The sequence below is a fragment of the Streptomyces sp. NPDC002564 genome (genome assembly GCF_042889645.1).
In the GTDB taxonomy this organism is placed as follows: Bacteria; Actinomycetota; Actinomycetes; order Streptomycetales; family Streptomycetaceae; genus Streptomyces.
On record NZ_JBIARE010000003.1, the window covers coordinates 352,771 to 373,652 of the forward strand.

The following is a 20,882-nucleotide window of genomic DNA, read 5'->3' on the forward strand; positions in this document are numbered from 1 at the left end:
GCTGTGCGATCTCGGGAGGCGTTTGCGGAGGGGCATCGACATGACAGCGGAAGCCAGGTCGGCGAACGCGGCGACGCCGCCCCTCACCGAGCGCCAGGAGGCCCGCCGCCGCCGGATCCTGCACGCCAGTGCCCAACTGGCCAGCAGGGGCGGCTTCGACGCCGTGCAGATGCGCGAGGTCGCCGAGGCGGCCGGGGTCGCCCTCGGCACCCTCTACCGCTACTTCCCCTCCAAGGTCCATCTGCTGGTCGCCACCATGCAGGACCAGCTGCAGCACATGCACACGACCATCAGGAAGCGCCCGCCGGCCGGTGACACCCCCGCCGACCGGGTCGCCGAGACGCTGATGCGGGCCTTTCGCGCGCTGCAGCGCGAGCCGCACCTGGCGGACGCGATGGTGCGCGCGCTGACCTTCGCGGACCGCTCGGTGAGCCCCGAGGTCGACACGGTCTCGCGGCTGACGACCGTGATCATCCTGGACGCGATGGGCCTCGCGGAGAACCCGACGGCGCAGCAGCTCTCCGCGGTCCGGGTCATCGAGCACACCTGGCACTCGGCGCTGATCACCTGGCTCTCCGGCCGCGCCTCGATCGCCCAGGTGAAGATCGACATCGAGACGGTCTGCCGGCTGATCGACCTGACGGCCGAGCCCCGCACCCCCTGACGGCGGGACCCCGTGCCCGGGTGCACTTCCCCGGGCGTCGCGCATCGTCCATCCGTACCCTCTCTGACGCACAAGGGGCGCACAGTCGCACGGCAAATGCGCCCCCAGCCTCCCCTTGGCCAGTTCTCTGCGTCACTACGGGGGTACTCACCGCTATGAATGGTCAGCGTGCTTGAACGGAGCAACACAATCGGGGCGGGGAGCTGGAGGGGCAGAGCGTGATCCGGGTTCTACTCGTGCACGACGCCTGTCTGTTGAGAATGGCTTTGGCGGAGCAACTCGCCCGCGAGCCGGATCTGGAGGTGTTCCACGCGCCGTGGTCGCACGCGCGCGGCCGGCAGCGCAGCGTGCGGCCGGACCTTTGTGTCGTCGACCTGGACGACGAGGCCACGTACGCACAGGCGCCGCTCGGCGACCTGACCGGCCCTTCGGCACTGGGGAGGGGCTGCCGGGTGCTCGTGCTCGCGACCGCGAACCGGCCGGGGCAGCTGCGGCGGGCCGCGGAGGCGGACGCGCTGGGTTATGTGAACAAGGCGAGCGCGCCGGAGCGCCTGCTCGCCGGAATACGGCAGGTGGCGTCCGGTAAGCGGTTCGTCGACGACTCGCTGGGCTTCGGATTCCTGAAGGCCGCGCAGATGCCGCTGACGCAGCGGGAGTTAGGGGTGCTGTCACTGGCCGCCAGGGGGGCGTCGATCGCGGAGATCGCGACCAGCCTCCACTTGTCCACCGGCACGGTACGCAACTACATGGCCGCGATCACCCGGAAGACCGGGGCGCGGAACAGGATCGACGCCATACGGATATCGCAGGGCGAGGGCTGGGTGTGAGCGGGTCCGTCCCCGCTCCCCCGCCCCCGCCCCGGTGAAGTCCCCCGGACATTCCGGCCACCGCGGTTCTGCCGACGCCCGCGCCCGTCACCGTCAGAGGTGAACGGGTCGCGGGCGTCCGGCGGTCGGGGCCGGGCGGCGCAGGTCCCGGGCGGGCGGGCGGATCACTCCTCGGGCGGGAAGACGACCTCCCCGCCGTCGGTCAGCGTGAGGGTGATCGCCTCGACCGGGCAGCCCTCGGCGGCCTCCAGGACCTTCTCGTTGGCGTCGGTCTCGGCGGCGACGGGGTGCGACTGACGGGCGGTGTCCAGCTCGAAGCGGCCGGGCGCGGTGAGCACGCACATGCCCGAGCCGATGCAGACCGACCGGTCGACCTCGACGTGCCAGCGGTCTCCCATCAGGCACCCTTCCCCTCGTAGCCCGCGGGGAGGTGGATCATCTTGTGCTCGAAGTACTCGCCGTACCCCTCGGGCCCGAACTCGCGTCCGAGGCCGGAGTTCTTGTAGCCGCCGAAGGGGCCGAGCATGTCGAGGCTGAAGGTGTTCACGGAGTACGTGCCGGTGCGCACCCGGCGGGCGACGTCGATGCCGCGCTCGACGTCGGCCGTCCAGACACTGCCGCTGAGCCCGTAGTCGGAGTCGTTGGCGATGGCCACGGCCTCGTGCTCGTCGCCGTACGGCAGGAGGCAGATGACGGGGCCGAAGATCTCCTCGCGGGCGATGCGCATGGAGTTGTCGACGCCGCCGAAGAGGGTCGGCTCGACGTACCAGCCCTCGTCGAAGCCGGCCGGGCGACCGCCGCCCGCGAGGATCTTGGCGCCCTCCTCCTGGCCGATCCGGATGTAGTCGAGGGAGCGCTGCTGCTGGCGCCGGGCGACGAGCGGGCCGAGTTCGGTGGCGGGGTCCAGCGGGTCGCCGATCTTCAGCGCGGTGGCCGCGGCGGCGAAGGCCTCGGCGAACTCGTCGTAGCGGGTGCGCGGCACGAGGATGCGGGTCTGGGCCACGCACGCCTGGCCGTTGATCATCCAGGCGAACGGCACGATGCCCGCGACGGCGCTCGCCGCGTCCGCGTCCGGCAGGACGACGGCGGCGGACTTGCCGCCGAGCTCCAGGGTCACGCGCGTCAGGTTGCGGGCGGCGACCTCCATCACGCGCTTGCCCGCGGCGACGGAGCCGGTGAAGGACACCTTGTCGACGTCCGGGTGCCCCACCAGGTACTCGCTGACCTCGCGGTCGGCGGAGACGATCGAGAGGACGCCCTCGGGCAGGCCCGCCTCCGCGGCCAGTTCGGCGAGGATGTACGCGTCGAGGGGGGCCTCCGGCGAGGTCTTGAGGATCACCGGGCAGCCGGCCAGGAGCGCCGGGGCGAGCTTGGCGGCGGCGGTGAACTGCGGGACGTTCCACGGCACGACGGCCGCGACGACGCCGACCGGCTCGCGCCGCACGAGGAGTCTGCCGAGGACCCCGGCGCGCTCCTCCTCGTACCGGAAGTCGCGCGCGACGGTGATCGCCGCGTCCCACACCATCATCGCGGCGAGGGCCTGCACCATGACGCTGGACGTGTAGGGGGTGCCGTTCTCCGAGCTGATGACGCGGGCGATCTCCTCGTGGCGTACCGCGAAGCCGTCCTTGATCTTCGTGATGACCTCGATGCGCTCGTCCAGGGTCATCCGCGGCCAGGGGCCGTGCTCGAAGGCCTTGCGGGCGGCGGCGACGGCGCGGTCCACGTCGGCGGGCGCCGCGTGCGGCACGCGGGCGAAGACCTTTCCGGTGTGCGGGGAGACGACGTCGATGACGCCCTTGCCGAGCGGGTCCACCAACTCCCCGCCGATGAACAGCTGTCCGTGTTCCACGAGCTCGGTCATGGCTGACTGCCTCCTGCGGAGCGCTTCCTGACACCGTTTCAGAACTGATACCAGTTCTACTTGGAGGAGTCCACGGACGGAACGGGCAACTCAGGGATCAATCAGTGGACTTGGGCGACTATTGAAACTAGTTCTAGTTATAGTGGCGGCACGACGAGAGACGAGGCGCCCATGACGCAGGTGAGCGGCACGCACGGGAGCGGCACGCCGGTGATCGAGCACGGCGGCGGCGTCTGGAGCATCAAGGTCCCGATCCCCGACAACCCGCTCGGCTTCACCCTGGTCCACCTCCTGGACACCGACGCGGGCCCCGTCCTGATCGACACCGGCTGGGACGACCCGGCGTCCTGGGACGCCCTCACCGCCGGGCTCGCCGCCTGCGGCGTCGCGGTGACGGACGTGCACGGCGTGGTCATCACCCACCACCACCCCGACCACCACGGCCTCTCCGAGCAGGTCCGCGCCGCCTCCGGGGCGTGGATCGCCCTGCACGACGCGGACACGGACGTGGTGCGCCGCACCCGCTCGAACCCGCCGGACCGCTGGTACGCGTACCTGGTGGACAAGCTCGCCGCCGCGGGCGCCCCCGACGCGCACCTGGCCCCCCTCGTCCGTGCCCGCGACCACGGCCACCACCGCACGCTCCCCGGCCTCGCCCCCGCCCTGCCCGACCGCGGCATCACCCCCGGCGAGCTCCTCGCGCTGCCCGGGCGGCGGCTGCGCGCGATCTGGACCCCCGGCCACACCCCGGGACACGTCTGCCTGCACCTGGAGGAGGCGCACCCCGCGGGCCTCGCGGGCAACGGCCGGCTCTTCTCCGGCGACCACCTGCTGCCCGGCATCACCCCGCACATCGGCCTGTACGAGGACCCCGACGAGGGCGCGGTCGCCGACCTCGCCGCCGGCACCCCGCTGCGCCCGAGCGGCGGCGACCCGCTGGGCGACTACCTCGACTCCCTGGAGCGCGTCGGCCGTCTGGACCCCGCCGAGATCCTCCCCGCCCACCAGGGCGCCTTCACCGACGCCCCGGCCCGCGTCCGGGCCCTGCTCGCGCACCACGAGGAACGGCTGACGAGCCTGCTCGCGCTGCTCGCCGAGCCCCTCACGCCCTGGCGGATCGCCACCCGCATGGAGTGGAACCGCCCCTGGGACGAGATCCCCTACGGCTCGCGCAACATCGCGGTCTCCGAGGCCGAGGCCCATGTGCGCCGCCTGGTGAAGCTGGGGCGCGTGGAGGCCGTGGCGGGCAGCGATCCGGTCGCGTTCGTGGCGGTGTGACCCGGGGCGCGCAGGAACCGGCCGGTAGAGTGGGCGAGTCGTCCTCACGTCCGCGCAGGGGGAAGCCGGTGCGAATCCGGCGCTGACCCGCAGCCGTGTGCCGAGCGTCGGACTCGGTGAGCCGGAATGCCCGGTGCGGAACGTGACCGGCTCGCGTCATCGGGACCTCCGATGAGCGGCACCGTCGAGGTATACGGAGCCGGAGCCGCCCGGAAGCCGTGCTCGCATGGGTCCGTGCCGCCCCGCTCCCCGCAGGGAGAGGCGAACCCGCCGCATCATGAACGTACGTCGCAGCGCAGCGGTCCTGGCCGCCGTCGCCGTGGTCGGCTCGGCCGCCGCACCGGCCGCCGTCGCGGACGACCCCGAGCCGTCGGCCTCGGCGGCCCTCCCCTCGGGTCTCTACGGCAAGACCGACCCCAAGTTCGACGGCGTCTTCCGCCAGTCCTACGCCCTGCTCGCCCAGCACACCGAGGGCGTCCGGCCCGCCTCGAAGGCCGTCGACTGGCTGACCGGCCAGCAGTGCGCGAGCGGCGGCTTCGCGGCGTACCGCCCGGACGCGAGCGCCCCCTGCAACGCCAAGACGGCCGTCGACAGCAACTCCACCGCCGCCGCCGTGCAGGCCCTCGCCGCGCTCGGCGGCCAGAAGAAGACGGTCGACAAGAGCGTCCAGTGGCTGAAGTCCGTCCAGAACAAGGACGGCGGCTGGGGCTACAACCCGGGCCTGCCCACCGACGCGAACTCCACCGGCATCGTCGTCGGCGCGCTCGTCTCGGCGGGCGAGAACCCGGCGAACGTGAAGTCCAAGGGCGACAAGTCCGCCTACGACGCGCTGCCGAAGCTCGTCATGGACTGCGACAAGGACAAGGGCGCCTTCGGCCTGGCCGACGCCAAGTCCGGCAAGCTCTCGCCGAACGCCGACGCCACCGCCGCCGGTGTGCTGGGCAGCCTGGGCCGGGGCCTGGTCGTGACCGCCCCGAAGAAGAGCGCGACCGCGGAGCCCGAGTGCGCGAAGGCCGACTCGGCCGCGCAGGCCGCGAGCAACGGCACCGGCTACCTCCTGGACGCCCTCGGCGCGACGGACGACCACCTGATGTCCGCCATGCCGGGCTCCACCGACCAGCCCGACTACGGCAACACCGCCGACTCCGTGCTCGCGCTGGCCGCCGCCGGACAGCAGGAGCAGGCCAAGAAGTCCGCCACCTGGCTGTCGAAGAACTCCGCGGACTGGGCCAAGCAGTCCGGACCCGCCGCCTACGCCCAGCTGGTCCTCGCCGCGCACGCCGCCGGGATGGACGCCCGCGACTTCGGCGGCACGGACCTCGTCAAGGAGCTGAACGCCCAGGGCCCGGCTCCGCGGGCGGCGGACTCCACCGGCAGCTCGGACGGCGCGGACGCGGACGAGAAGAAGGACGAGAAGAACGACGACGGCGGCGTCAGCGTCTGGTGGATCATCGGCGTCGGCATGGTCGCCGGCATCGGCATCGGCTTCCTGTACAGCGGAAACCGCAAGAAGAAGAACCAACTGTGACCCAGGTGACCCAGGGACGTGCGCGGCGCGGACGGCTGGTGCTCGGGGCGTTCCTCGCCGCGCTGCTGTGCCTGCTCGTCGCCGCGCCCGCCCAGGCCGCCGGCTACCGCTACTGGTCCTTCTGGGACCGGGACGGCGACCGGTGGACGTACGCGAGCCAGGGGCCCGGCACCGCCCGTCCCGAGGACGGCGACGTGCAGGGATTCCGCTTCTCGGTCTCCGACGACTCGAAGGACTCCGCGTCGCCGCGCGGCCCCGCCGCCTTCAAGGACATCTGCGCGAAGACGCCCGCCGAGGACGGCCGCAAGCGCGTCGCCCTGGTCATCGACTTCGGCCTGCCCAAGGACGCCCCCCGGGGCGAGACGCCGCCCGCGGCCCGGTCCGCCTGCGCGCGGGTCGGCGAGGACGCCACCAGCGCGGAGGCCCTCGCCTCGGTCGCCGAGCCGCTGCGCTACGACACCAAGGCGCTGCTGTGCGCCATCGACGGCTACCCGAAGTCGGGCTGCGGCGAGCAGGTCGCCGGCGACGGCACCGCGCGCGAGGACTCCGCCGCGCGGCCGAGCGCGGACGGCGACGGCGACGACGGCGGGCCCTCGCTCGGCCTGATCGCCGGGATCGCCGCCGTCGCACTGCTCGGCGGTGCCGCGATCTGGCAGACCCGCCGCCGTCGCGGCTGACCCGGGCCCGGAACGGACACGGACGGCACCATGACGGACCACGGCGGCGACGCGCCCCGCCTGCTCGGGCGCGGCCGCGCCCCCGAGGCGCACCGGGGCAACGCCCTGCACCCGGGCGCCTGGTGGGTGTGGGCCATCGGCCTGGGCACCGCCGCGTCGCGCACCACCAACCCGCTGCTGATCGGGCTGCTGATCGGCGTCGCGGGCTATGTGGTGGCGGCGCGCCGGACGTCGGCGCCGTGGGCGAAGTCGTACGGCGCGTTCGTGAAGCTGGGGCTCGTGGTCATCGCGATCCGGCTGGTGTTCGCGATCGTCCTCGGCTCGCCGATCCCGGGCACGCACGTCCTGGTGACGCTGCCCGAGGTGCCGCTGCCCGACTGGGCACAGGGCGTGCGGATCGGCGGCCGGGTCACGGCCGAGGGGCTGACCTTCGCGCTCTACGACGGCATCCGCCTGGCGGGCCTGCTGATCTGCGTCGGCGCCGCGAACGCGCTGGCCAGCCCGGCCCGGCTGCTCAAGTCGCTGCCGGGCGCGCTCTACGAGGTCGGGGTCGCCGTCGTCGTGGCGATGACGTTCGCGCCGAACCTGATCACCGACGTGCAGCGGCTGCGGGCCGCCCGGCGGCTGCGCGGGCGCCCGGACAAGGGGCTGCGCGGGCTGCTGCAGGTCGGCCTGCCGGTCCTGGAGGGCGCCCTGGAGAGGTCGGTCGCGCTGGCCGCCGCGATGGACGCGCGCGGCTTCGGCCGCACCGCGCCCGTCCCGGCCGCCGTGCGCAGGGCGACGGCCGCGCTGACGCTCGGCGGTCTGATGGGTGTGTGCGTGGGGACGTACGGACTGCTGACCGCGCAGGGCGCCGCGTACGGGCTGCCCGTGCTCGCCGCGGGGCTCGCCGCCGCGCTCGCGGGGCTGCGCCTGGGCGGGCGCCGCTCGGTGCGCACCCGCTACCGGCCCGATCCGTGGGGCGTGCGCGCCTGGCTGGTCGCCGGGTCCGGGGTCGCGGTCGCGGGCCTGGTGATCTGGGCCGCGTCGCACGACACGGCCGCGCTGCACCCCGGCGTCGTCCCCCTGGTCGCGCCCGCGCTGCCGCTGTGGCCCGCGGCGGCGGTACTGATCGGGCTGCTGCCCGCGTTCGTCGCACCGGTCCCGGCCGAGGCCTCCCGCACCGACCGCACCGGCCAACAGGGACAGAAGAACAAGCAGGACCGGCACGTCCAGAAGGAGACGTCATGATCCGTTTCGAGGACGTCTCCGTGACGTACGAGGGGAGCGCGGGACCCACCGTCCAGGGCGTCGACCTCACCGTCCCCGAGGGCGAGCTCGTGCTGCTCGTCGGCCCGTCCGGGGTCGGCAAGTCGACGCTGCTCGGCACGGTCAGCGGCCTGGTCCCGCACTTCACCGGCGGCACGCTGCGCGGCCGCGTGACCGTGGCGGGCCGCGACACCCGTACGCACAAGCCCCGGGAACTGGCCGACGTCGTCGGCACGGTGGGCCAGGACCCGCTCTCCCACTTCGTGACGGACACCGTCGAGGACGAGCTGGCCTACGGCATGGAGTCGCTGGGCCTGGCCCCGGAGGTGATGCGCCGCCGCGTCGAGGAGACCCTGGACCTGCTGGGCCTCGCCGACCTGCGCGACCGCCCCATCGCCACGCTCTCCGGGGGCCAGCAGCAGCGCGTGGCCATCGGCTCCGTGCTCACCCCGCACCCGCGGGTCCTGGTGCTCGACGAGCCGACCTCCGCGCTCGACCCGGCCGCCGCCGAGGAGGTGCTCGCCGTGCTGCAGCGGCTGGTGCACGACCTGGGCACCACGGTCCTGATGGCCGAGCACCGCCTGGAGCGGGTCGTGCAGTACGCGGACCAGGTGCTGCTGCTCGGCGCGCCCGGCGCGGCACCCGAGCTCGGCGACCCGGCCGACCTGATGTCCCGCTCCCCGGTGTTCCCGCCGGTGGTCGCGCTCGGCCGCCTCGCGGGCTGGTCGCCGCTGCCGCTGACCGTGCGGAACGCGCGGCGCCGGGCGGGCGCGCTGCGCGAACGGCTCGCGGACGCCGCACCGGAGCGGGAGCGGAGCGCCGGGCCCGCCCCGGAGCGGACGCCCGGCCGCCGGTCCCGGCTGCGCAAGGACCGTACGCCCGAGGCGGCGACCGCGGCCCGCGTCGAGCGCCTGGCCGTGCGCCGGGGCCGCGTCGAGGCGCTGCGCCGGGTCGACCTGACCGTCACGCCCGGCGAGACCGTCGCCCTGATGGGCCGCAACGGCGCCGGGAAGTCCACCCTCCTGTCCACCCTGGTCGGCCTGCTCGAACCCACCTCGGGCACCGTGCGCGTCGGCGGCGCGGTCCCGCACCGCACGGCACCGCGCCGGCTGATCCGGCGCGTCGGCCTGGTCCCGCAGGAGCCGCGCGACCTGCTGTACGCGGACACCGTGGCCGCCGAGTGCGCGGCGGCCGACGACGACGCGGGGGCGGCGCCCGGCACCTGCCGTGCCCTGGTCGGCGAGCTGCTGCCGGGCATCGCGGACGCCACGCACCCCCGGGACCTGTCGGAGGGGCAGCGCCTGGCGCTCGCCCTGTCGATCGTGCTGACCGCGCGCCCGCCGCTGCTCCTGCTCGACGAGCCGACCCGCGGCCTGGACTACGCGGCCAAGGCCCGCCTGGTCACGGTCCTGCGCGGACTCGCCGCCGAGGGGCACGCGCTCGTCCTCGCCACGCACGACGTGGAACTGGCCGCCGAGATCGCCCACCGGGTGGTGATCCTCGCCGACGGCGAGGTCGTCGCGGACGGCCCGACCGAGCAGATCGTGGTGTCCTCCCCGTCCTACGCGCCGCAGGTCACCAAGATCCTGGCGCCGCAGGAGTGGCTGACCGTGGCGCAGGTGCGCGCGGCGCTCGGCGCCGGGGAGTCCGCATGACGGCCGCCGGACCCGCGGTGCAGGCGCAGGCCCGGCCCATCCGCCTGGGCCGCCGCTCGATCGCCGCGCTCGGCCTGGTCGGCGCGGTCGGCGTGGTCGCCTTCGGGTGGCCGCTGCTCGCGGGCGGCGACTCGGGGCTCGGCCGGCACGCGCAGGACGCGCCCTGGCTGTTCGCGGCGCTGCTGCCGCTGCTGCTCGCCGTGGTGGTGGCGACCATCGCGGACGTCGGTCTCGACGCGAAGGCCATCGCGATGCTGGGCGTGCTGGCCGCGGCCGGTGCGGCGCTGCGGCCGCTGGGCGCGGGGACGGCGGGCATCGAGCCGATGTTCTTCCTGATGGTGCTGAGCGGGCGGGTGCTCGGTCCCGGCTTCGGCTTCGTGCTCGGGGCGGTGTCGATGTTCGCGTCGGCGCTGCTGACCGGCGGGGTCGGGCCGTGGATGCCGTTCCAGATGCTGTCGATGGGCTGGGTCTGCATGGGCGCGGGGCTGCTGCCGGGGCCCGACACCCTGCGCGGGCGGCGCGAGCTGTGGCTCCTGGCGGTCTACGGCGCGGTGTCCTCGGTCCTGTACGGCACGGTGATGAACCTCCAGGGCTGGCCCTACCTCGGCGGCATGTCCACCGGTGTGTCCTTCGTGCCGGGCGACCCGCTGTCGGACAACCTCGGCCGGTTCGTCGCGTACTGCCTGGCGACCTCGCTGGGCTGGGACCTGCCGCGGGCCGTCGTGACGGTGCTGCTGAGCCTCGCGCTCGGCCCCGCCGTCCTGAAGGCGCTGCGGCGGGCCACCCGGCGGGCGGCCTTCGAGGCGCCGGTCACATTCGAGGCGCCGAAGCCGTAGGGGACCGGCCGCGTTCCGTTACATCGGGGTCCCGAGTCCGTGAGGCGGCCCACAGGACCTTCGTCCTCTACTAAGGAGGCCCGTAGCGCCCGCCTCTTGATGTACATGCATCAATCACTGCGCTGACCTGGGCATTGAGAGCCACGTCACAGGACGGACATTCGGCGTGGATGCGACTTCCACTAGTAAATGGGGTCATTGCGGCGAGGTAACGGCCCTGCTTCTCTGGAGGAGTCGCACGGCGCCGACAGCCCCCACGGGCCTCGGCGCCGCCGCATGTCCCCCACACTCCGGTGTGCCACGGCGTGCGGCGCGACCGCCCCGTCCCCCACCGGAAGGTCCTCCGTGTCCGCCTCGCTCATCCGCCGCATCGCTTCCCCGAAGAAGACCCTCGCCGGCGGCCTCGTCGCCGTCGCCGCGTCCGGCATGGTCTTCGCCGCGGCCCCGGCCCAGGCAGCCACCCCGACCGGCGCGAAGGCCGCCGTTCCGGCCGCCGCTCCCGCCGCCGCCTCCTCCGCCCAGTCCATCGCGAAGAAGATGATCCCGGACCCGGCGCAGTACAAGGCCTTCAGCAACATCGTGTCCCACGAGAGCGGCTGGAACCACACCGCCAAGAACTCCTCGTCCGGCGCCTACGGCCTGGTCCAGGCCCTCCCCGCCTCGAAGATGTCCTCGGCGGGCTCGGACTGGAAGACCAACCCGGCCACCCAGATCAAGTGGGGCCTGGACTACATGAACGACCGCTACGGCAGCCCGGTCGCCGCCTGGAACCACTGGCAGGCGAACGGCTGGTACTGAGCCTTGGGTCGGCGGGCCTGAGCGGGTCCCACGGGGCTCGGTGCATCACCGGCTCCGCCGAGTTCGTCCTCAAACGCCGGACAGGCTGATATCCCCCACCCGGCTCGGTACATCACCGGCTCCGCCGAGCTCGTCCTCAAGCGCCGGACGGGCTGATATCCCCCTCGGCAGGGCTGATATGGCCCCTCGGCAGGCTTGATACGGCTTACAGCCGTTGGATGATCGTGCCCGTCGCCACCGCACCCCCCGCGCACATCGTGATGAGGGCGAACTCCTTGTCCCTGCGCTCCAGTTCGTGCAGGGCCGTGGTGATGAGGCGGGCGCCCGTCGCGCCCACCGGGTGGCCGAGCGCGATCGCGCCGCCGTTCACGTTCACCTTCTCCAGGTCCTGGCCGAAGACCTGCGCCCAGGACAGCACCACCGAGGCGAAGGCCTCGTTGATCTCGACGACGTCGATGTCCTTCAGGGACATCCCCGCCTTGCCGAGGACCGCCCGCGTCGCGTCCACGGGGCCGTCCAGATGGAAGTGCGGGTCGGCGCCGACCAGCGCCTGGGCGACGATCCGCGCCCGCGGCCTGAGCTTCAGGGCCCGCGCCATCCGCTTGGACGCCCACATCAGGGCCGCCGCGCCGTCCGATATCTGCGAGGAGTTGCCCGCCGTGTGCACCGCGGTCGGCATGACCGGCTTGAGCCGGCCGAGGCCCTCCATCGTGGTGTCGCGCAGCCCCTCGTCGCGGTCGACGAGCCGCCACATGCCGTGCCCGGCCGACTGCTCCTCCTCGGTGGTGGGCACCTGCACGGCGAACGTCTCGCGCTTGAAGCGCTCCTCGCCCCACGCCACCGCCGCCCGCTCCTGCGAGATGAGGCCGAGCGAGTCCACGTTCTCGCGGGTGAGCCCGCGCTTGCGGGCGATGCGCTCGGCTGCCTCGAACTGGTTGGGCAGGTCGACGTTCCACTCGTCGGGGAAGGGCTTGCCGGGGCCGTGCTTGGACCCGGAGCCGAGCGGCACCCGTGACATCGCCTCCACACCGCAGCTGATGCCGACGTCGATGACGCCGGCCGCGATCATGTTGGCGACCATGTGGCTCGCCTGCTGCGAGGAGCCGCACTGGCAGTCCACCGTGGTCGCCGCGGTCTCGTACGGCAGCCCCATGGTGAGCCAGGCCGTGCGGGCCGGGTTCATCGACTGCTCCCCGGCGTGCGTCACCGTGCCGCCGACGATCTGCTCGACGCAGTCGGCGTGGATGCCGGTGCGGCCGAGGAGTTCGCGGTAGGTCTCACCGAGCAGATAGGCGGGGTGGAGATTGGCGAGCGCGCCCCCGCGCTTGCCGATGGGCGTGCGTACTGCTTCGACGATGACGGGTTCCGCGGCCATGGGCTCGTCCTCTCCCTCCACGTCCCGCGAGCCGTCCCGGCGGCTCGCGAGTGGAACTAGTACGCGTTCTAGTTCTGCCCAGCAGTCTGCTGAGCCGGACCCCGACGCCGCAAGGGTCTTGCACGCACCTTGCGCAGGTCCCGCACGAGTTGACCCCTTCTCGCCCCTCGGTGGCGCGCGCAACGATGCCGTCGGGAGCCTTGCCTCTTGTAGAACCCGTTACTACCTTGCGACGCAACCACTGTCTCTGATGGACCGTCAGAAGCACCTTCGCCCTCAGGACTTGCCGAATTCCACGCCTGGAGTTGCCGATGCCCTGTCCAGCGCTGCCCGACGGGTTCGACTTCACCGACCCGGACCTGCTTCAAGACCGCGTGCCCCTGCCGGAGTTCGCACAGCTGCGGCAGACGGAGCCGGTGCGCTGGGTCACCCAGCCGCCCCGGATCTCCGGCTACGACGACGCGGGCTACTGGGCCGTCACGCGGCACGAGGACGTCAAGTACGTCTCCACGCACCCGGAACTGTTCTCCTCCAACCTCAACACCGCGATCATCCGCTTCAACGAGACGATCAGCCGGGACCAGATCGAGGTCCAGAAGCTGATCATGCTCAACATGGACCCGCCCGAGCACACCCGGGTCCGGCAGATCGTGCAGCGCGGCTTCACGCCGCGCGCCGTGCGCTCGCTGGAGGACGCGCTGCGCGCCCGCGCGGGGTCCATCGTCGAGAACGCGCTCGCGCAGGCGGGCCCCGACGGGTCCTTCGACTTCGTGACGAACGTGGCCGTGGAGCTGCCGCTGCAGGCCATCGCCGAGCTGATCGGCGTCCCCCAGGCGGACCGCTCCAAGATCTTCGACTGGTCCAACAAGATGGCCGGATACGACGATCCGGAGTACGCCATCACCGAGGAGATCGGCGCCGAGGCCGCGATGGAGATCGTCGCCTACGCGATGAACCTCGCCGCGGCCCGCAAGGAGTGCCCGGCCAAGGACATCGTCAGCCAGCTGGTGGCGGCCGAGGACGAGGGCAACCTCTCCTCCGACGAGTTCGGCTTCTTCGTGATCCTGCTCGCCGTGGCCGGCAACGAGACCACCCGCAACGCCATCACCCACGGCATGCACGCCTTCCTCACCCATCCCGACCAGTGGGAGCTCTACCAGCGCGAGCGCCCCGCGACCACCGCGGAGGAGATCGTGCGCTGGGCGACCCCGGTGGTCTCCTTCCAGCGCACCGCCACCCAGGACACCGACCTCGGCGGCACCCGGATCAAGAAGGGCGACCGGGTCGGCATCTTCTACTCCTCCGCCAACCACGACCCCGACGTCTTCGCGTCCCCCGAGCGGTTCGACATCACCCGCGACCCCAACCCGCACCTCGGCTTCGGCGGCGGCGGGCCGCACTTCTGCCTCGGCAAGTCCCTCGCGGTCCTGGAGATCAACCTGATCTTCAACGCGATCGCCGACGCCATGCCCGGCCTGCACCTGACCGGCGACCCGCGCCGGCTCCGCTCCGCCTGGCTCAACGGCGTCAAGGAACTTCAGGTCAGCACCCGCTGACCCGCCTCCAGGGAGGCAGGGGCCCATCCCCCTCACGCCCCGCCCCTGCCTCCCCCGGAGGGCCGCCATGAGCCCATAGAGCGGCACCAAGGCGACCTATCAGGTCAATTCCGTTTACGGAACCAACGTTTCCGTTGCACGAAGCGTCTGGAGAAGTGAACCTTGCCTCCCCAAGACTCGAACGGAAACGGTGGCCGTGGTCTCTGCCGACGTCTCGCTCACCCCGTCCGGCAGTGCGTCCAAGGGCCGGAACTCCCCCTTCCGGCCCTTCGTCGAGCGTCACCGCATCCCGCTCCTCGCCACCCTGCCCACCCTTCCCCTGTACGCCGTGTGGGTGGCGTTCCTCGCGACGGGCGGCGGTGACCTCGCGGCGCAGCAGGCCTGGGCGCGGTTCGCCGCCGAGCACGGCACGGCCGCGTACAACCTCTTCTGGTACGGCGGCATGCACACCGCCAACTACAGCCTGATCTCGCCCTACCTGATGGCCGCGCTCGGCGTGCGGACCGTGACGGTGCTCTCGGGGGTCGCGGGCGCCTGGCTGGTCGCGGCGCTGATCGCGCGCACCGGCGTGCGAAGACCGCTGTGGCCCGCGGTGCTCGCCTCGCTCGCCGTGTGGTGCAACGTCGCCTCCGGGCGCACTACGTTCGCCCTCGGCCTCGCCTTCGCCCTCGCGGCCTGTCTGGCCCTGGTGCGGCGGCGGCGCGTGACCGTCGCGGTCGTCTGCTCGGCGCTGGCCACCATGGGCTCCCCGGTCGCGGGGCTGTTCCTCGTCGTGGCGGGCGCGGGCTACTTCTTCGTGCGCGACTGGGTGCGCGCGGCGACCCTGATCGTGCCGCCGGCCCTGGTCGTCGGGGCGACCACGGTGCTCTTCCCGTTCACCGGCGAGCACCTGATGCCGTTCGACCGGATCTTCCCGCCCGTGCTGTTCAGCCTCGCCCTGATCCTGGCCGGGCCGCGCGAGTGGCGGGTGCTGCGGTGGGGCGCCGGGGTGTACGCGATCGGCACCGTCCTGACGTATCTCATCCCGTCCCCGATCGGCACCAACGTGGAGCGGCTGGCCGAGCTGGTCGGCCCCGCGCTGCTGCTCGCCGCCCTGCTGGTGCCCGGCCTGACCAGGGCACGCAGGATCACCCTGACGGTCGCGCTCGTCTTGTCGTCGGCGTGGGTGACCCAGAAGACCGTCGACGACCTGCGGATCTCCACCAAGGTGCCGAAGTGGGCGGTGGACACCCACGGGGTGGTGCGGGAGCTGGAGCGCCTGGAGGCCAACCGGACCCGCGTCGAGGTCGTCCCCACCCGCAACCACCGCGAGGCGACCGCCCTCGCCCCGTACGTGAACATGGCGCGCGGCTGGAACCGCCAGCTCGACATCGAGCGCGGCCGGCTCTTCTACGACGGCTCGTTCTCCGCGGCCACCTACCGCGCGTGGCTCGACAAGTGGGCCGTCGGGTACGTCGTGCTGCCCGCCGGCAAGCCGGACGGCTTCGCCGAGGACGAGGCGGCGCTGGTGGCGGGCCGCCCCGGCTGGCTGAAGCCGGTGTGGAAGGACGCGCACTGGCAGATCTTCCGGGTGAAGGACCCGGTCCCGCTGGTCTCCGAGCCCGCCGCCGTCGTGCGCTCCACCGGGTCGAACGTGGTCGTGCGGGTGCCGAGGCGGGGGTCGGTGACGCTGCGCCTGGTGTACTCGCCGTGGCTGCGGGCGGAGGGGGCCTGCCTGAAGCCGCACGGCGAGTTCACCCGCCTCTCCGTGCCCGCGCCCGGCACCTACGAGATCAGCTCGGGGTACGGCCCTTCACGAGGTCGTCCCTCGACCTGTCGCTGACGGGTTCCGCCCCGGCCGCCGCCCGCGCCGTGGCGCGCACCCGCGGGCCGGACAGCAGATAGGTGAGGCCGAAGCCCGCTCCCACGACGGCCGCGCCGCCCACCGCGTCGAGCACCCAGTGGTTGCCGGTGCCGACGATCGCGCAGACCGTGAAGAACGGGTGCACCAGGCCGAGCGCCTTCATCCACCAGCGGGGCGCGATGACCGCGATGACCAGGCCGCACCACAGGGACCAGCCGAAGTGCAGCGAGGGCATCGCCGCGTACTGGTTGGTGAGCTGGGTCAGCGTGCCGTAGTCGGGCTGGGTGAAGTCCTGCACGCCGTGCACGGTGTCGATGAAGCCGAGGTCGGGCATCAGGCGCGGCGGCGCGAGCGGGTAGGCCCAGAAGCCGATGAGGGCGAGGACGGTGGCGAAGCCGAGCGCGGAGCGCGCCCAGCGGTAGTCGGCGGGCCTGCGGACGTACAGGACGCCCAGGATGGTCAGCGGCACCAGGAAGTGGAACGACGTGTAGTAGAAGTTGAAGAAGTCTTCCATCCACCCGGTGCGTGCCGTGAGGTGGTTGAACCAGTGCTCGACGTCGATGTGCAGGAACCGCTCGACGGCGTGCACCTGCGCGCCGTGCTCCTCCGCGGTGGCCCGGCCGCCGGAGATCGTGCCGCCCGTCGCCGCCAGCCTGACCTGCTGGTAGGCGGAGTAGCCGACGCGGATCAGGAGGAGTTCGAGGAGCAGGTTCGGGCGGGTCACCACGCGCCGCCAGAACGGCATCAGGGGCACCCGGCTCCAGCGGGCCGGGACGGGCGTCGCGTAGTCCGTGCGGATCGGCTCGGCGTACTGCGGGTGCGCGCGGGACAGGAAGGGCACCACGACGGCCGCGGCGAGCGCCGCGATCAGCACGATGTTGTCCCGGATGGGCTCGGTGACCGGCATGTTCGGCAGCATCATCTTGGCGGGCAGCGTCGAGACCAGGACGACGGCGACCGGCCACATGTAGCGGTCGGACCGGCGCTTGCCGACCCGGCCGACCACGGCGAAGAGCACCCACAGGAGCTGGTGCTGCCAGGTCGTCGGGGACACCACGACGGCGACGCAGCCGGTGATCGCGACGGCCAGGAGCAGCTGTCCGTCGCGCGCGTAGCGCACGGCGCGGCGCAGGCCGAGCAGGACGACGGCGGCGCTCAGGGCGAGGTAGAGGCCGGTCTCCAGGGGGCCGGTCAGGCCGAGCCGGAGCAGCATGCCGTGCAGCGACTGGTTGGCGGTGTCGTCCGGGTTGGCGCCCAGGCCCGCGCCCGCGAGGTGGTGGATCCAGTACGTCCACGAGTCGTGCGGCATCGCGGCCCAGGCCAGCGCGGTGCAGGCGGCGAAGACGGCCCCGGTGGACGCGGCGGACTTCCTGCGGCCGGTGAACCAGAGCAGCGCCGCGAAGAGCAGCATGGTCGGCTGCAGGGCGGCGCCGACGCCGATCAGGACGCCGCCGGCCCGCTCGCCGCGTACGACGAAGAGGCCGAGCAGGACGAGCAGCACGGGCAGGATGCTGGTCTGTCCGAGGTGGAGGGTGTTGCGCACCGGCAGCGAGACGATGAGCAGGCTGACCGCCACGGGGGCGGCGAGCAGGGCGGTGCGGCGGGCGACCGGCCGGGGCAGGGCGTGGGCGGCGACCAGGCCGAGCACGACGACGAGGCCGAGGGTGCCGAAGGTCCAGCCCCAGCCCAGCGTCTGTTCGCCCGCGCGGGTGAGCGGCTTGAGGACGAGGCCGGCGAACGGCGTGCCGGTGAACTTGTCGGCGTCGTAGAAGGAGCCGTTGACGTGCAGGACGCCCTCGGGCCCGATCCAGGTCTCCAGGTCGGTCAGCCGTTCGCCCTCGGGGGTGCGCAGGACGACGGCCACCTGGCGGATCGCCAGGACGGCGGCGAACAGCCAGAGGACCACGCGGGTCGCTCCGGTCCGTGGGTCGGGTCCGTCGGCCCGTCCGGCCCCCAGCGCATTCCCCGGTCCGCTGTGCTCAACGTTCGCCACGCGTCGTCGGCCCTCCCGCCCCGTTCGTCATGTCCGCGGCCCCGTTCGCCGGGGGCCGGGTACGGCACCACGCCTCACGGGCAGGGCGCGGCGCGAGAGCCGGCACCCCGGATGTGAGACGCACGCAACCACCATTTCACCTGGCAGCCACATCGCTTTCTATCGGCTTTTCGGGCGCCGTGCCCGAACAGAAACGGTACGGAGTGGACGGACCCCGTCGGACCTGCCCTTATCCGAACAAGGACGCCGCCGGCCCGGGCGGCCGGTTCCTGCCTCCGGCCGCGACATAGATCACAGGTCGGCCGCACCCCCGCCACCTGCGGAAATGCCGTTTGACCTGGACAGCAGCCGTTTCCGCGCGCTGCGCGGCCACCCGGCCACCGACCGTAATGATGCCCCTTGCACCTATGGTCGCTTTCGGGCCGCCCCGGTTTCCGGGTGCGGCCTCGTCCTTGTCGTCGACCGAAAGCAGGCGAGCGAACCCTTGGCGAGCGCCACCTCCGTCGCACCACGCAAGCCCGAGTCCGCGGACGAGCACCCGCCCGGGCCCCGCACGGGAACGGCCCGGGACGTCACCGTCACCGACCCCGCGATGGTCAAGCGCGCGGTGAAGGCGGCCGCCCTCGGCAACGCGATGGAGTGGTTCGACTTCGGCGTCTACAGCTACATCGCCGTGACGCTGGGCAAGGTGTTCTTCCCCTCGGGCAACCCGACGGCCCAGTTGCTCTCCACCTTCGGCGCCTTCGCCGCCGCCTTCCTGATCAGGCCGCTCGGCGGCATGGTCTTCGGCCCGCTCGGCGACCGCGTGGGCCGCCAGAAGGTGCTCGCGCTCACCATGATCATGATGGCGGCGGGCACCTTCGCGATCGGTCTGATCCCCTCCTACGCGGCGATCGGCGTGGGCGCGCCGATCCTGCTCCTGGTGGCCCGCCTGGTGCAGGGCTTCTCCACGGGCGGCGAGTACGCGGGCGCCTCCACGTTCATCGCCGAGTACGCCCCCGACAAGAAGCGGGGCTTCCTCGGCAGCTGGCTGGAATTCGGCACGCTGGCCGGGTACATCGGCGGCGCGGGCCTGGTCACCCTGATGACGGCCCTCCTGTCCACGGACGACCTGCTCTCCTGGGGCTGGCGCATCCCGTTCCTCATCGCGGGCCCGATGGGCCTCATCGGCCTCTACCTGCGGATGAAGCTGGAGGAGACCCCGGCCTTCGCCGCCCAGCTGGCGCAGGCCCACAAGGACGAGAAGTCCCGCCCGAAGGTCCGCCTGCGCGACATGGTCACCGGGCAGTGGAAGGCCCTGCTGCTCTGCATGGGCCTGGTCCTGGTCTTCAACGTCACGGACTACATGCTGCTTTCGTACATGCCGAGCTACCTGACCAGCGAGCTGAAGTACGACGAGACACACGGGCTCCTGGTCATCCTCGGCGTCATGGCGCTGATGATGTGCGTCCAGCCCTTCATGGGCGCGCTCACCGACCGGGTGGGCCGCCGTCCGGTGATCGCCGCGGGCTGCGCCGGTTTCTTCCTGCTCTCGGTGCCCGCGCTGCTCCTGATCCGCGAGGGCTCGATCTGGGCGATCGCCCTGGGCCTCGGCGCGCTCGGCCTGCTCCTGGTCTGCTTCACGGCGTCGATGCCGTCGACCCTGCCGGCGCTCTTCCCGACGAAGGTCCGCTACGGCTCGCTGTCCATCGGCTTCAACATCTCCGTCTCGGTCTTCGGCGGGACGACCCCGCTGGTCGTGACGGCGCTGATCGGCGCGACGGGCGACAAGATGATGCCCGCGTACTACATGATGGCGGCGGCCGTGATCGGCGGCATCGCGGTCTGGTACATGACGGAGTCGGCCCGCAGGCCGCTGCCGGGTTCGCCCCCGGCGGTGGAGACGGAGTCCGAGGCGCGCCGGGTCCGCGGGGCGTAGCCCCCCCGGGGTGGCGTCCGGTCCCCCGGTCCCGTACGCCGCCGGTACGCCGCCTCCCCCTGACAACGGCACCGCCCCCACCGTAGACTTCTTAGCGAAACTAACTAGGCAGTCGAAGGGAACGTGCATCCTCATGACGCAGCAGTGGGACTCCGTCGACGACTACTTCACCGGCCTCCTCGCCCCCGCCGACGACGCCCTGACCGGGGCCCTGCGCGACAGCGACGCGGCCGGCCTGCCGCAGATCGCCGTCGCGGCCAACCAGGGCAAGCTCCTCCACCTCCTCGCGCAGATCCAGGGCGCCCGCCGGGTCCTGGAGATCGGCACCCTCGGTGGCTACAGCACCATCTGGCTGGCCCGCGCCCTGCCCGCCGACGGCAGCCTGATCACCCTGGAGTACAGCCCCGAGCACGCCGCCGTGGCCCGCGGCAACCTCGCCCGCGCCGGGCTCGACAAGATCGCCGAGGTCCGCGTCGGGCCCGCCCTCGACTCGCTCACCGCGCTCGGCGCCGAGCACGCGGCGCACCCCGACCCCTTCGACTTCGTCTTCATCGACGCCGACAAGGGCAACAATCCCCACTACCTGGAGTGGGCGCTCGAGCTCACCCGGCCGGGCAGCCTGATCGTCCTGGACAACGTCGTGCGCGGCGGCGCGGTCGCCGACCCCACCAGCGAGGACCCCGGCGTGGTCGGCACCAGGGAGGCGCTGCGGATCATGGCGGAGCACCCGCGGCTGAGCGCGACGGCGGTGCAGACGGTGGGCACCAAGGGGTACGACGGCTTCGCGCTGGCCCGCGTCACGGCCTGACCGCCCCTCGGCGG

17 protein-coding genes and 1 riboswitch are annotated in these 20,882 nt (G+C 72.7%); of the genes, 13 read left to right on the forward strand and 4 right to left on the reverse strand.

The window, feature by feature from the left end; all coding sequences use genetic code 11:
• Positions 1–40: 40 nt before the first annotated feature.
• Together ACFYXE_RS13130 and ACFYXE_RS13135 are read left to right on the forward strand one after the other, a co-directional pair.
• Positions 41–664, forward strand: coding sequence for a TetR family transcriptional regulator (locus ACFYXE_RS13130; protein ID WP_389311915.1), 624 nt, complete (start codon positions 41–43; stop codon positions 662–664).
• A gap of 218 nt (positions 665–882) precedes the next feature.
• The gene (locus tag ACFYXE_RS13135; protein ID WP_389311917.1) at positions 883–1,491 is read left to right on the forward strand and encodes a LuxR C-terminal-related transcriptional regulator; all 609 of its coding nucleotides are present in this window, start codon (positions 883–885) and stop codon (positions 1,489–1,491) included.
• 164 nt (positions 1,492–1,655) lie between these two features.
• Here ACFYXE_RS13135 and ACFYXE_RS13140 read toward each other — a convergent pair whose 3' ends face one another.
• Complete coding sequence (locus ACFYXE_RS13140; RefSeq protein ID WP_361175430.1) at positions 1,656–1,889, reverse strand: ferredoxin; 234 nt, start codon at positions 1,887–1,889, stop codon at positions 1,656–1,658.
• Entirely contained in the window at positions 1,889–3,355 is a 1,467-nt protein-coding gene (locus ACFYXE_RS13145; RefSeq protein ID WP_361175433.1) for an aldehyde dehydrogenase, read from the reverse strand. The genes ACFYXE_RS13140 and ACFYXE_RS13145 overlap by 1 nt, the downstream gene beginning before the upstream one ends.
• A gap of 171 nt (positions 3,356–3,526) precedes the next feature.
• Here ACFYXE_RS13145 and ACFYXE_RS13150 point away from each other — a divergent pair, with 171 nt between their 5' ends.
• The 7 genes from ACFYXE_RS13150 (at position 3,527) to ACFYXE_RS13180 (ending at position 11,375) form a co-directional block, all read left to right on the forward strand.
• Complete coding sequence (locus tag ACFYXE_RS13150) at positions 3,527–4,633, forward strand: MBL fold metallo-hydrolase (RefSeq protein ID WP_389311920.1); 1,107 nt, start codon at positions 3,527–3,529, stop codon at positions 4,631–4,633.
• A 56-nt stretch (positions 4,634–4,689) separates the two neighbouring features.
• Positions 4,690–4,765: riboswitch (cobalamin riboswitch) on the forward strand.
• Positions 4,766–4,910: 145 nt separating this feature from the next.
• Positions 4,911–6,161 (forward strand): prenyltransferase/squalene oxidase repeat-containing protein, encoded by a 1,251-nt coding sequence (locus ACFYXE_RS13155; RefSeq protein WP_389311922.1) that lies wholly within the window; start codon positions 4,911–4,913, stop codon positions 6,159–6,161.
• Entirely contained in the window at positions 6,158–6,838 is a 681-nt protein-coding gene (locus ACFYXE_RS13160; protein ID WP_389311924.1) for an SCO2322 family protein, read from the forward strand. The genes ACFYXE_RS13155 and ACFYXE_RS13160 overlap by 4 nt, the downstream gene beginning before the upstream one ends.
• Before the next feature lie 30 nt (positions 6,839–6,868).
• Positions 6,869–8,068, forward strand: coding sequence for an energy-coupling factor transporter transmembrane component T (locus ACFYXE_RS13165; RefSeq protein WP_389311926.1), 1,200 nt, complete (start codon positions 6,869–6,871; stop codon positions 8,066–8,068).
• Positions 8,065–9,741: an ABC transporter ATP-binding protein gene (locus tag ACFYXE_RS13170; protein ID WP_389311928.1), complete on the forward strand. Its 1,677-nt coding sequence runs from the start codon at positions 8,065–8,067 to the stop codon at positions 9,739–9,741. The genes ACFYXE_RS13165 and ACFYXE_RS13170 overlap by 4 nt, the downstream gene beginning before the upstream one ends.
• A complete protein-coding gene (locus tag ACFYXE_RS13175) occupies positions 9,738–10,577 on the forward strand; it encodes an ECF transporter S component (RefSeq protein WP_389311930.1) in 840 nt (279 codons plus the stop codon). Before ACFYXE_RS13170 ends, ACFYXE_RS13175 begins: the two co-directional genes overlap by 4 nt.
• 345 nt (positions 10,578–10,922) lie before the next feature.
• A complete protein-coding gene (locus ACFYXE_RS13180; protein ID WP_389311932.1) occupies positions 10,923–11,375 on the forward strand; it encodes a transglycosylase SLT domain-containing protein in 453 nt (150 codons plus the stop codon).
• 205 nt (positions 11,376–11,580) lie between these two features.
• Here the strand turns inward: ACFYXE_RS13180 and ACFYXE_RS13185 are convergent, their stop codons facing one another.
• A complete protein-coding gene (locus ACFYXE_RS13185) occupies positions 11,581–12,750 on the reverse strand; it encodes a steroid 3-ketoacyl-CoA thiolase (RefSeq protein ID WP_389311934.1) in 1,170 nt (389 codons plus the stop codon).
• Positions 12,751–13,061: 311 nt separating this feature from the next.
• Between ACFYXE_RS13185 and ACFYXE_RS13190 the strand changes: the two genes are divergently transcribed.
• Both ACFYXE_RS13190 and ACFYXE_RS13195 read left to right on the forward strand, forming a co-directional pair.
• Positions 13,062–14,306 (forward strand): cytochrome P450, encoded by a 1,245-nt coding sequence (locus ACFYXE_RS13190; protein ID WP_389311936.1) that lies wholly within the window; start codon positions 13,062–13,064, stop codon positions 14,304–14,306.
• A gap of 190 nt (positions 14,307–14,496) precedes the next feature.
• On the forward strand, positions 14,497–16,128 hold the full coding sequence (locus ACFYXE_RS13195) for a hypothetical protein (protein WP_389311938.1): 1,632 nt from the start codon (positions 14,497–14,499) through the stop codon (positions 16,126–16,128).
• Here the strand turns inward: ACFYXE_RS13195 and ACFYXE_RS13200 are convergent.
• The gene (locus ACFYXE_RS13200) at positions 16,079–18,142 is read right to left on the reverse strand and encodes a bifunctional glycosyltransferase 87/phosphatase PAP2 family protein (protein WP_389311940.1); all 2,064 of its coding nucleotides are present in this window, start codon (positions 18,140–18,142) and stop codon (positions 16,079–16,081) included. The genes ACFYXE_RS13195 and ACFYXE_RS13200 overlap by 50 nt on opposite strands.
• A gap of 484 nt (positions 18,143–18,626) precedes the next feature.
• Here ACFYXE_RS13200 and proP point away from each other — a divergent pair, with 484 nt between their 5' ends.
• Both proP and ACFYXE_RS13210 read left to right on the forward strand, forming a co-directional pair.
• On the forward strand, positions 18,627–20,060 hold the full coding sequence (proP, locus tag ACFYXE_RS13205) for a glycine betaine/L-proline transporter ProP (RefSeq protein WP_361175465.1): 1,434 nt from the start codon (positions 18,627–18,629) through the stop codon (positions 20,058–20,060).
• Positions 20,061–20,193: 133 nt separating this feature from the next.
• Positions 20,194–20,868 carry an O-methyltransferase gene (locus ACFYXE_RS13210; RefSeq protein WP_389311942.1) on the forward strand — a complete coding sequence of 225 codons (675 nt, stop codon included), beginning with the start codon at positions 20,194–20,196 and terminating at the stop codon, positions 20,866–20,868.
• The last annotated feature ends 14 nt before the right edge of the window (positions 20,869–20,882 follow it).